This is a genomic window from Ciceribacter sichuanensis (assembly GCF_024055605.1).
In the GTDB taxonomy this organism is placed as follows: Bacteria; Pseudomonadota; Alphaproteobacteria; order Rhizobiales; family Rhizobiaceae; genus Allorhizobium; species Allorhizobium sichuanense.
In genome coordinates this window covers 1-10,309 of sequence record NZ_JAMXLX010000020.1, presented here as the reverse complement: position 1 = coordinate 10,309, position 10,309 = coordinate 1, and the positions used below count along the sequence as shown (strand labels likewise).

Genomic DNA, 10,309 nt, shown 5'->3' with positions numbered 1-10,309 from the left:
TCCAGGATGGTACGCTTGATCCGGTCTGGGAGCACAAGGCCGAAAGCGGCAAGATGACCGCCGGGGAATATCGTGCTGAATACGAGGTCGGTTACAAGACCGATGTCGAGCGCATCACCATCGATGGTGACGTGGTAACCTTCTACGAGAAGGGCAAGCCGCTTGCCGGTCACTATGCCTATAACGGCAAGGAAGTCCTGACCTACAAGAAGGGCAACCGGGGCGTACGCTTCATCTTCAGGAAGACCGAAGGCGATGCAGGCGCACCGCAGTTCATCCAGTTCAGCGACCACAAGATCGCACCGGAAACGGCCGATCACTACCATCTATACTGGGGCAACGATCGCGCGGCCCTGCTCAACGAAGTGACCAACTGGCCGACCTACTATCCGTCTTCGCTGCAGCCGAAGCAGATCGTCAGCGAAATGATGGAACACTGAACGAGGTTTGAAATCGATGAATAGGATGCGCCCGGCCGTCAGATCCGGGCGCAATCTTGCAGGCAAACAAACATGGCTCGCAAACTCAGATCTGCACCCCAGTTGCAGTCGGCGCCGTTAGACGACGGCACCGGTCTTCTCCTCGATGCGGTCTTCTCGGGAGCGCAGAAGATTGCTGACGCCGAAAGCCGGGGAGGCCGGCTCGCTTCTGGCTGTCACACCCCATTCGGCGCAGAGTTGGCCCGAACATTGTGAACCAGCCACACTCCTGAAACCACCAATCCGGCGAGCATCAATGTGACCACGCCCAGCAGTGTGAACAAGCTTGGCAAATGCGTCGCGAAATCATGCCAGTCCGGCTCCACGAGCGATGCGATGTTGAAGATCGTGGCACTGAACGCACAGAGCACGAGGGAAGAACCCTGCTCGATCATACCTCTTTCAACTTTGTCATAGAGCGCAATCGCCTTGTCCTGCCAGAACGGAAGTGCTCGCATTCTGGCGAGCATCGCCTGGTCCGCAGCCAGATAGGCGTGGCTGCATCCGTTCAATGGGCTGGCCTCGTCCTCGATGCTGCGGGGTACAAGACCCCATAGGCATCGCGAGTGCTGGCGGCGCGCGAAGGTCAAAAGCTTTGCGATCTCCCGGTCCTTCATGGCGACCCATGACGCAAGCATCTCTATTTCCACGCGATGGTCTGCGATCACTGTCATTTGCCCGTGGGACAATGACGGGATTGAAACACCCGATGTGTCCGTTGGAACGCGCAGGCCGTGGGCGACTGCAAACGCAGGGAGGAAAAGCAATGCGAGGCACGTCAGGAACGTTCGTATCTTACCCTCCTTTCAATCCCGAGTAGCTGTTCACCATGGCACCCCGGCCACAGGACAGCAACCGTGGCGCGGGCGATTTGCTCATCTTATACATCGACTTGCGAGCACACCGACAATTACAGGCAGACCAACCGGTCGGCCATGATTTTGCGTGTATTGGCGTGAGCGGTGCCGCATATGGCAAGCACCTCAGATGCCAGCAGCCCCTGCCGGCAAGGCTAACTGCCTGCGCAGGAGTGCTTCCGCACTCCTCCAGAAATTCTTGACGAGCTTGCTCTGGCTCCCGAGATGACGGTAGAGGCGGATCTCCAGATCCATTGTCCAGTCTGTCGTGGCGGATGCGTTCACAAGAAGACCGGCATCCAGTTCTGCCTGAATGAGGCTCTGCGGCAGCCAACATAAACCCGCCCCCGTGAGGGCAACGGTCTTCAGGCCCGCGCTGATCGCATTTTCATGAACCTGCCGTCGGAGAAATTGCGGGCGCTCCGCAAAGAGGCGACCAAGCGCAACACCAAAGAACGAACTGAATCCGTAGCTGAGATAGGGCACGGAAATGCCTTCTTTCACGGCCCGGTCAAGAAGGCCTTCTCCGGGCACCCAACGATCGCGCTGCAACCTGACCTCAGGCGCGACAACGGGCATAAGCCGATCACTGCCGACCGACAGATAGTCGAAGCGTTCCCGGTCCAGATGAAAAGGAACGCGGGGATGGGCGTAGGTCAGGAAGAAATCCGCTTCGCCATCGACCAGCGTCGCAAGATTGGCCTCGATACCCCCTCGATCGGGAATGAGACTGATGCGGATATCGGGCATCTCCTGTTCCAGGAGCTGCAGCCATGCCGGTACGAACGTCACGGTCAGGGTGTGAAGCGCGGCAAACCGGGCCATGCCGGACTCCGAGGTTGGCCGCAAGGCTTCCTGTGCTGCATAGAGCGCCCTGATGGTGTCGCGCGCCAGTGGCAGGAAGTTGCGTCCGGCCGGCGTCAGTTCCGCCGGCATCGTTCCGCGGTTGATCAGCGGCGCACCGAGCCAGACTTCCAACTGCTTGATTCTCCGGCTGAATGCCGGCTGCGTGACGTTTCGCAACTCCGCTGATCGCGAAAAACTGGAGGTATCCGCAAGCGTCACGAAATCCTCCAACCATTTCAATTCCATTTTGCATCACCCCAAAGCCGCGGAAGAGAGTTTTCAGCGGCGACAACACTCCATAACATTTTGATTCAGCAAAGTTATGCATTTCTTGCATGACTTTCTGTTTAAACCGAATTGGCCAAGCCCGCCATCGCACTCCAAAGTCGCCGCCAACCAAAGAGTTGCAGGACCGGAGTTGGGAATTGAGCAGGATTGTATATTGCGCAGGTCAGTTCGTGCAGGAGGATCAGGCGCATGTCAGCCTGTTCGATCGCGGATTTCTTTTCGGGGATGGCGTATACGAAGTGACGGCGGTCATTGGCGGCAGGCTGATCGATAATGACCTGCATCTCGCCCGCTTCAAGAGATCGCTGGGTGAACTTGCGATCCCCATGCCGGCCTCTCTCGAGCAAATCGAGCTTCTGCAGCAAGACCTGATCACGAAGAACGGCCTGACCGAGGGCACCGTCTACCTTCAGGCCACGCGTGGCCAAGCCGATCGCGACTTTCTCTACCCCGACGGAATGCAAACGACACTCGTCGGCTTTACCCAGGCAAAACAGCTTCTCGGAACGAAAGCGCAAGAAGAAGGGATCGCCGTGGCTCTCGCCCCGGATCCCCGCTGGGCACGTCGCGACATCAAGACGGTCATGCTTCTGGGGCAGGTGATGGCAAAGCGCGATGCCCGTGCGGCGGGCTTTGGCGACGTGTGGCTGACGCAGGAGGACCACATCACCGAGGGAGCCTCTTCGACGGCATACATCGTCACCGGAGACAACCGGATCCTGACGCGCGGTAATTCCCGGATGATCCTGCCGGGTTGCACACGGCAAGCCCTTCTAAGGTTGTGCGACCGTCATGGCCTGACTTTCGAGGAGCGTAGCTTCACGCAGGCCGAAGCCGAAAGCGCAGTCGAAGCCTTCCAGACATCCGCATCCAGTCTGGTCACTCCGGTCATACGGATAGGAGACGTAGTGATTGGTGACGGAAAACCGGGGCCGCTGACGCGCCTGTTGCAATCCTACTACCTCGAAGCCGCAGGAGTGACCAAAGCAACATCCCACTAAACTTCACATAACAACAACCAGAAAACCAACAGAGGAAGAACGCATGAAACACAAATTCAAATTCATGGGCATCGCGCTCGGCGCACTGACGGCATTCGGGGCACCTGCCCTTGCAAGCGAGGGCTATGGCGACTGCAAGCTTTTCGGCAAACAGGGGACGGAAAAGACAGAGACCGCAGTTCCCGGCCAGTTCACAGTCATCATCAATCTGCCCGCCGTCGGCGAATTCAACGGCGATACCCCGGAAAGCATCACCAGCGGCCGGGAATTCTGCATGGCGGTGAATATCGCCTACCGTCTGGGCATCGATAAGGTCGTGCTGAAAAACGCCTCGTTCGATTCCATCGTTGCAGGACAGAACAAGGATTTCGACATCGCGCTTGCGCTTATCTCGGTCACGGAACCGCGCAAGAAGGTGGTCGACTTTTCGACACCCTACGCTCATGGAGCCTTCGGCCTTGCGACCCGCAGCGATGCCTCTATCGATGAGGCAGGCGTGAAGACGGCGAAGCTTGGCACCCAGGCCGGCACGATCATGGTGCAGTGGGCTCAGGACACCCTGCCTGAGACGAAGCTCTCGGTATTCGACGATACGGGAGCCATGTTCACCGCGCTTGCGGCCGGCAATGTCGATGTCGTCATGACAGACCTTTCGGTCGTACTGGGCCAGGTTTCCAATTCCGGTGGAAAGCTCAAGGTCGTGGGCCAGTATCCGAGCGGTCGTGATACCGCTGGTATCTACCCGAAGGGGTCCGCAGAGAAGCCCGTCATCGACAAGATCATCGCCGACATGGATAACGACGGAACGCTGAAGGCGCTGGAGACCGAATATCTCGCTCCCGCCTGGGGCGGCCTGACGCCCGAAGGTGTTCCTGTCTGGAAAAACTGATCCAATGAATGAAACTCTCGTCTCCGAGACGAAAAGCGAAACCGGGCACACGACACAGCGTGCCCGGAGTGCCGCACGGACCTATAGCACCCGTTCCGGGCTAACGTTCCTGGCCGCCGCCGCTACTTTCGTCATCGTCGCCGTCTCGGCGCAGCATCTGGGCAGTTACGCTGTGGCGCAAGGCGTATCCCGGATCACCGCCACGATCCCGGGTGTCGTCGTGGCGATTGCCTCAGCCCTGGTGCTCCTGACGGCAGGCCGCGCTTTCGCGCGCTCGATCATGGCCTCGTGCAGCGCCGATCTTCATGCTGCGCGCGCATTGGGCGCCGAAGCCTCGCTTGGGTCGTGGAGAGCCCTGTCCTGGACAGGCGCCCTGCTGATTGTCACGGCGATGGCCTGGTTCATGGCAGCCAACGACGCCGCCGTCAGCCGTACTTTCTTCGATCTCGCACTCATTCAGAGTTCCGCCGGCAAAGTGATCTGGGCCTTTGGCACCAATGTCACCATCTTTGTCATCTCGGCGGTTCTGATATTGATCTGGTCGCTGCTGGTAGCGATAGCGCGCACGCTGCCCGGCGAGGCAGGTCGTCCGCTTCGCTTTCTGGCAATCGCCTATGGCGATCTGTTCCGTGGCCTGCCGGCAATCATCACGATCTATCTGATCGGCTTCGGCCTGCCGCTGACGGATCTGCCGATCCTCTCGGACCTTTCCTCGACATCCTATGCGGTCATCGCCCTGACCTTGACCTACGGGGCCTATACGTCGGAAGTGTATCGCGCAGGCATCGAGGGCGTACATCATAGTCAGGTCGCTGCTGCCCGCTCGCTTGGCCTCAGCCACGTCAAGACCATGCGCTATGTGGTGGTTCCCATCGCGATCAGGAACATCATTCCGCCCTTGATGAACAATTGCATCAGCCTTCAGAAAGACACGGCTCTGGTGGCGATCATCGGCACGATCGATGCGTTCAACCAGTCGAAGATCATCGCCGCGAACAACTTCAACCTCTCCGCGGTCACCACCGTCGCGATCCTCTTCATCGTCATCACAATCCCGCAGGCACGACTGGTCGATAGATTGATTGATCGCGATCGTCGCCGTATGCGGGCAGGGGGCTGAAACTCATGGCAATTCTGGAAATCGACCATGTGACCAAGCACTACGGGACATTCGAGGTCATCTCGGATCTCTCGCTCAGTGTCGAGGAACATGAAGTGATCTGCCTGATCGGCCCTTCCGGCTGCGGGAAATCAACGCTGTTGCGTTGCATGAACCGCCTTGAGGAGATCTCCTCGGGCGAGATCCGCATCCATGGCGATCGGATCACGGGACCGGGTGTCGATCTCGATCGCCTGCGGCGCGACATCGGGATCGTATTTCAGGGGTATAACCTGTTCCCGCATATGACGGTACTCGAGAACACCATACTGGCTCCGACGAAGGTGCTGGGAATGCCACGGCGCGAAGCCGAGGAAAAGGCGATGGCCTTTCTCAGCCGCATCGGCCTGGCGCACAAGTCGGGGGATTATCCGGACCGGCTGTCAGGAGGGCAGCAGCAGCGGGTCGCAATCGTCAGGGCACTGATGATGAACCCGATGGTCCTTCTTCTCGACGAAATCACATCCGCCCTGGACCCGGAACTGGTGTCGGAAGTACTGGACATCGTTCGCGACCTTGCGGAACGGGGCATGACGATGCTTCTGGCCACCCATGAGATGGGCTTTGCCCGCGAGGTGGCCAACCGGATCTGCTTCCTCCAGTCCGGCAAGGTGTATGAGCAGGGGCCGCCATCGGAAATTTTCGGGAACCCGCAGGGCGAGCGCACGCAGGCTTTCCTGCGCAGCCTGAAAAAGGCCGGGCGGCTATAAAGGAAGGAAGTGACATGGCGACAGCGCGCCAGCTGGGCTTGTGGGCGGAAGGCAAGAACAGTCTCCCGTCGGGCGAACACAACGCGATTACGGACGTGCCCGGTGTCAGGGTAGGGCATCGAACGCTTTCGGGTGATGGATTGGCGACCGGGGTGACGGCCGTCATACCGCATGCCGGCGATCTGTTTCGCCAGAAGGTTCGGGCCGCTGTCGAGGTGATCAACGGCTTTGGCAAATCCGCGGGACTTGTGCAGATCGCGGAGTTGGGAACCATCGAAACCCCGATCCTGCTGACCAACACATTCGGCGTCGCGGCATGCACCGAGGCCCTGATCCGCCGCGCCATTGCCGACAATCCCGCAATCGGTCGCGAGACTTCGACGGTCAATCCCGTGGTTTGCGAATGCAATGACGGTACGATCAACGATATTCAGGCGCTTGCGGTGACGCCGGACGACGCGTTTGCCGCTTTGGCGGCGGCCGCCTCCGGTCGTGTCGAACAGGGTTCCGTCGGAGCGGGTCGCGGCATGACGGCCTTCGGCTTCAAGGCCGGGATAGGCAGCGCCTCACGACGCATGCATATTGCTGCCAGGGATTTCACGCTTGGTGCATTGGTTCTGGCAAACTTCGGGCGGGCCGGTGATCTGGTCCTGCCTGATGGGCGCCGCCCCGATCCGGGTAGTGTGAGCCACGCCGAAAAAGGATCGGTGATCGTCGTTCTGGCCACGGATCTCCCCCTTGGCGATCGCCAGCTCCAACGGGTCGCCCGTCGCGCAGGAGCTGGACTTGCAAGACTTGGTGCCTTCTGGGGGCATGGTTCCGGGGACATCATTCTGGCATTCACCACCGCGGACCAGGTCGCCCATGATGCACAAGCCTTCCGGTCGATGACCTGCATTGACGACAATCTGATCGATCTTCCGTTCCGGGCTGCCGTCGAAGCAACGCAGGAGGCGGTCCTGAATGCCCTGTGTGCCGCGCCGCGGGAGACCGGCCGGACAGGAAAGCATTATCCGTCGCTGGCGGACTGGGCCAAGGAGAACACATTGTGAAGATCTTTCTGTCTGCCGACATCGAGGGCACCGCTGGGATTGCCCATTGGGACGAAGCGGAGCGAACCCATGCCGACTATGCGGAGTTCCGCGGCCTGATGACTGCCGAAGTCGTTGCCGCCTGCGAGGGCGCCCGTGCCGCCGGAGCGACCGAAGTCGTCATCAAGGATGCCCATGACAGCGGTCGGAACCTGATCCTGGATCGCCTGCCGGACTATGCGCGGATCATGCGGGGATGGTCTGGCCACCCCGACGGAATGATGTTCGGCCTCGGCCCGGATTTTGCCGCGGCCATCTATACGGGCTATCATGCCAAGGCCGGGTCGGAAGCCAATCCGCTGGCACACACGACAACCCTGCGCATATCGCGGCTTCTATTGAACGGCGAGGTGGCTTCCGAGTTTACGTTCAATGCTCTCTGCGCCGCGCGCTACGGCGTTCCTTCCGTCTTCCTGTCCGGCGACGCCGAAATATGCGAGGACGCGCGTCAACTGGCGCCGGGCCTGCGCACGGTCTCGACAATCGAGGGCTTTGGACGTGCCTCTCTCTCGATCACACCGAGCCGCGCCTGTTCGGCCATCAGGGAAGGGGTGGCCGCCGCATTGTCCGCCATGCAGCCTGCATCCGTCCCGCCATTTGAAGGGCCCTTCGAAATCGCCATCGAGTTCTCGAACCCGACAGACGCCTGGCGGGCGGCATGGTATCCGGGTGCCGAAGCACAAGGCTCTCGAACGGTGGTGTTCAAATCGCAGGATTTCTTCGAGATCCAGAGAGCATTGCGATTTCTGACAGCGTAGCGAGGAGGTTCATCGAAGTGATGGACCTCCCCGGATTGCAATTTTTCTTCTGGCCGCTGCTTTCGTCTCGGACCGTTCCATGTCGTTGGTGGGTCGGTCCCACCGCTGGAGGAGGATGCCCTGCATGATCTTATCGAGGGTTATCATGCGTGAACTCCGAAATAGGCATCATGGATGGCGTCGCGCGGCAGGTCGGCGGGGCGTCTGGTATCGGCGCCAAAAGCCTGATTGACGAGCAGTTCAATGACTACAAGGATTGCGTCCACTCCGTCATGACGACCAGCGTCCTCGATGAGCGCGAATTTAACTTCACGATCAATGCATTCGGGACAACCGTCGGCCGGCTGATCCATATGCATTCGCCCGGGGAGGATGGCTGCGCGTTCTACAGCGAGACCTACATCGGCATGAAGGTTCCCGTTCTCGGTTTCCTGTTCAACTGGCTGCTCCTGCCCTCCATCTATTCACGCAAGCAGGGCAAGCACTGGAACAACCACAATATCGAGGAAAGCGGCAGCGCCGAGGATGTTCTCCCGGTCCTCTATTCGCACGCGCATGGTGAATAGGGGGGTTAAAAGAGACGCGGCTCCGCGTCATTGGGTAACGGGCCTGTACTTTGGATGTGAAGGTTTGTGGCTTGCTCCCCCAAAACCGAAGCGGAAAGAGAACAGCATCGCGGCTATCGATTTCTATCGGGAAACTCCCGTGGTATAATTCCGGTCTTGGCGTCGTCCGCCGTGGTTCTGCACATGGAGACTTGTCTCATGAGCGAAATGGACGTGCTTTTTGCCACCCTGCGACAGGCGGCCGACCCGCAGACGGCCGCGTGCATCGAAAATGTCGTCATGCATGGCTCGGATCGTGATCTCAATCGCATCAACGCGCTCGCCTTCGCCGATAAACATCATCTCGACGAGGAGAAAACGATTGCGGCCTTTATTCATGCCGCCCGTATCGGTGCATTCGAGATGACCTGGAATGTCCTTTGCCCAGGATGCGGGGGTGTCCTCGACAGCGGCGCCACCCTCAAGGGCGTCGTCCAGGACACCTACCATTGCGAGCTCTGTGCAGCCGGATACGAACCGACCCTCGACGAGATGGTCGAGGTTACATTCACCGTCAGTCCGAGATTGCGCAGCATTGCGGCCCACGACCCCGATCGGCTGCCTCCGCTTGAATATTACCGCCAGATCTTTTTTAGCTCCGGGGTAGACCTGCCGGAGGATCTGAAGGCGCGGTTCGAACGTATCCTGTTGGAGATGATCGAGCTCGCTCCGGGCGAGAAGGCCTTCGTCTCTCTGCAACTGCCGGCGCAGTTCGTCATCATCTTCGATGCGGTCACCCATTCGGCGCAATTCATCGACGTGCAGGGCGAACCCACCGACGAACGTCAAACTCTCTCGATGATCCTGAGCCAGGCGCATACGTTGAACGAAACGCTGATACTGCGTCCCGGCCCGCTGAGGCTCACCCTCGAAAACCACACCGATCGCAGGGTGGTGCCGAATGTCTGCATCGCGGGAGACGACCTGCACGACCTCCTGGGCCGCCGGCGCGCTTTTCTGACAGCCAAGCGGCTGCTGACGAACCAGAGCTTTCGGGATATCTATCGGACCGATACGCTTGACGTCGACCAGCGCCTCAAGATCACCAGCCTGACTTTCCTCTTCACCGACTTGAGGGGCTCGACTGCGCTCTACGAGCGCGTCGGGGATCTTGCCGCTTTCGATCTGGTGCGAGCGCATTTCAGGGTTCTTCACGAGATCGTCGCCACAGAGGCCGGAGCCGTCGTCAAGACCATCGGCGATGCCGTGATGGCGACCTTCCCGAGCCCGGACCGCGCGGTGGCGGCCGCGCTCAGGATGCGTGAGGCTATGCTTCGGCTGAATGCCGAACATGGCAGCGACGACCTTCTCCTGAAGATCGGCATTCACGAGGGACCATGCCTCGCCGTCAACCTGAACGACCGTCAGGACTATTTTGGCCAGACCGTCAATATCGCTTCCCGCGTCCAAGGCCTTGCCGATCCCAATGTGATCATGACGACGGAGGCGATCGTCGGAGACAGCAAGGTTTCCGAGATCCTCCGCAACGGCGGTATCAAATCGGCCTCGCGAATGGAGGAACTCCACGGCATCGGGCACGAGGTGAGGATTTTCGCACTGTCGTAAGTTGCTCTGCTCGTCGACGTGAAATCAAGCTGAGCGGGTTCACCAACACAAGCCCCACGG

The 10,309-nt window shown here is 59.6% G+C and carries 11 protein-coding genes; 9 read left to right on the top strand and 2 right to left on the bottom strand.

Going from position 1 to position 10,309, the window contains the following annotated elements; translation table 11 throughout:
• Positions 1-440 (top strand): ZinT family metal-binding protein (locus NBH21_RS25945; protein ID WP_252759598.1); only part of this gene is annotated, 440 nt, incomplete at its 5' end.
• Between the two features lie 215 nt (positions 441-655).
• Here the strand turns inward: NBH21_RS25945 and NBH21_RS25940 are convergent.
• A complete protein-coding gene (locus NBH21_RS25940; protein ID WP_250914827.1) occupies positions 656-1,153 on the bottom strand; it encodes a hypothetical protein in 498 nt (165 codons plus the stop codon).
• 309 nt (positions 1,154-1,462) lie between these two features.
• Complete coding sequence (locus tag NBH21_RS25935; RefSeq protein ID WP_250914828.1) at positions 1,463-2,428, bottom strand: LysR family transcriptional regulator; 966 nt, start codon at positions 2,426-2,428, stop codon at positions 1,463-1,465.
• 179 nt (positions 2,429-2,607) lie between these two features.
• Between NBH21_RS25935 and NBH21_RS25930 the strand changes: the two genes are divergently transcribed.
• The 8 genes from NBH21_RS25930 (at position 2,608) to NBH21_RS25895 (ending at position 10,249) form a co-directional block, all read left to right on the top strand.
• Positions 2,608-3,471 (top strand): D-amino-acid transaminase, encoded by an 864-nt coding sequence (locus NBH21_RS25930; RefSeq protein ID WP_250914829.1) that lies wholly within the window; start codon positions 2,608-2,610, stop codon positions 3,469-3,471.
• 43 nt (positions 3,472-3,514) lie between these two features.
• Positions 3,515-4,360, top strand: a complete 846-nt coding sequence (locus NBH21_RS25925; protein ID WP_250914830.1) for an ABC transporter substrate-binding protein — start codon at positions 3,515-3,517, stop codon at positions 4,358-4,360.
• A 4-nt stretch (positions 4,361-4,364) separates the two neighbouring features.
• Entirely contained in the window at positions 4,365-5,480 is a 1,116-nt protein-coding gene (locus tag NBH21_RS25920) for an amino acid ABC transporter permease (protein WP_250914831.1), read from the top strand.
• 5 nt (positions 5,481-5,485) lie between these two features.
• Positions 5,486-6,229 carry an amino acid ABC transporter ATP-binding protein gene (locus NBH21_RS25915; RefSeq protein WP_080823733.1) on the top strand — a complete coding sequence of 248 codons (744 nt, stop codon included), beginning with the start codon at positions 5,486-5,488 and terminating at the stop codon, positions 6,227-6,229.
• Positions 6,230-6,243: 14 nt separating this feature from the next.
• Positions 6,244-7,281: a DmpA family aminopeptidase gene (locus NBH21_RS25910; RefSeq protein ID WP_250914832.1), complete on the top strand. Its 1,038-nt coding sequence runs from the start codon at positions 6,244-6,246 to the stop codon at positions 7,279-7,281.
• The gene (locus NBH21_RS25905) at positions 7,278-8,078 is read left to right on the top strand and encodes a M55 family metallopeptidase (protein ID WP_250914833.1); all 801 of its coding nucleotides are present in this window, start codon (positions 7,278-7,280) and stop codon (positions 8,076-8,078) included. Before NBH21_RS25910 ends, NBH21_RS25905 begins: the two co-directional genes overlap by 4 nt.
• Before the next feature lie 149 nt (positions 8,079-8,227).
• A complete protein-coding gene (locus NBH21_RS25900) occupies positions 8,228-8,644 on the top strand; it encodes a hypothetical protein (RefSeq protein ID WP_250914834.1) in 417 nt (138 codons plus the stop codon).
• 198 nt (positions 8,645-8,842) lie between these two features.
• A complete protein-coding gene (locus NBH21_RS25895; RefSeq protein ID WP_250914835.1) occupies positions 8,843-10,249 on the top strand; it encodes an adenylate/guanylate cyclase domain-containing protein in 1,407 nt (468 codons plus the stop codon).
• Positions 10,250-10,309: the final 60 nt, after the last annotated feature.

What these genes read in the sequence shown, in the direction of transcription:
- NBH21_RS25940 (WP_250914827.1), bottom strand. Translation starts at nt 1,153, where the DNA reads ATGACAGTGATCGCAGACCATCGCGTGGAAATAGAGATGCTTGCGTCA.
- NBH21_RS25935 (WP_250914828.1), bottom strand. Translation starts at nt 2,428, where the DNA reads ATGGAATTGAAATGGTTGGAGGATTTCGTGACGCTTGCGGATACCTCC.
- NBH21_RS25925 (WP_250914830.1), top strand. Translation starts at nt 3,515, where the DNA reads ATGAAACACAAATTCAAATTCATGGGCATCGCGCTCGGCGCACTGACG.
- NBH21_RS25920 (WP_250914831.1), top strand. Translation starts at nt 4,365, where the DNA reads ATGAATGAAACTCTCGTCTCCGAGACGAAAAGCGAAACCGGGCACACG.
- NBH21_RS25915 (WP_080823733.1), top strand. Translation starts at nt 5,486, where the DNA reads ATGGCAATTCTGGAAATCGACCATGTGACCAAGCACTACGGGACATTC.
- NBH21_RS25910 (WP_250914832.1), top strand. Translation starts at nt 6,244, where the DNA reads ATGGCGACAGCGCGCCAGCTGGGCTTGTGGGCGGAAGGCAAGAACAGT.
- NBH21_RS25895 (WP_250914835.1), top strand. Translation starts at nt 8,843, where the DNA reads ATGAGCGAAATGGACGTGCTTTTTGCCACCCTGCGACAGGCGGCCGAC.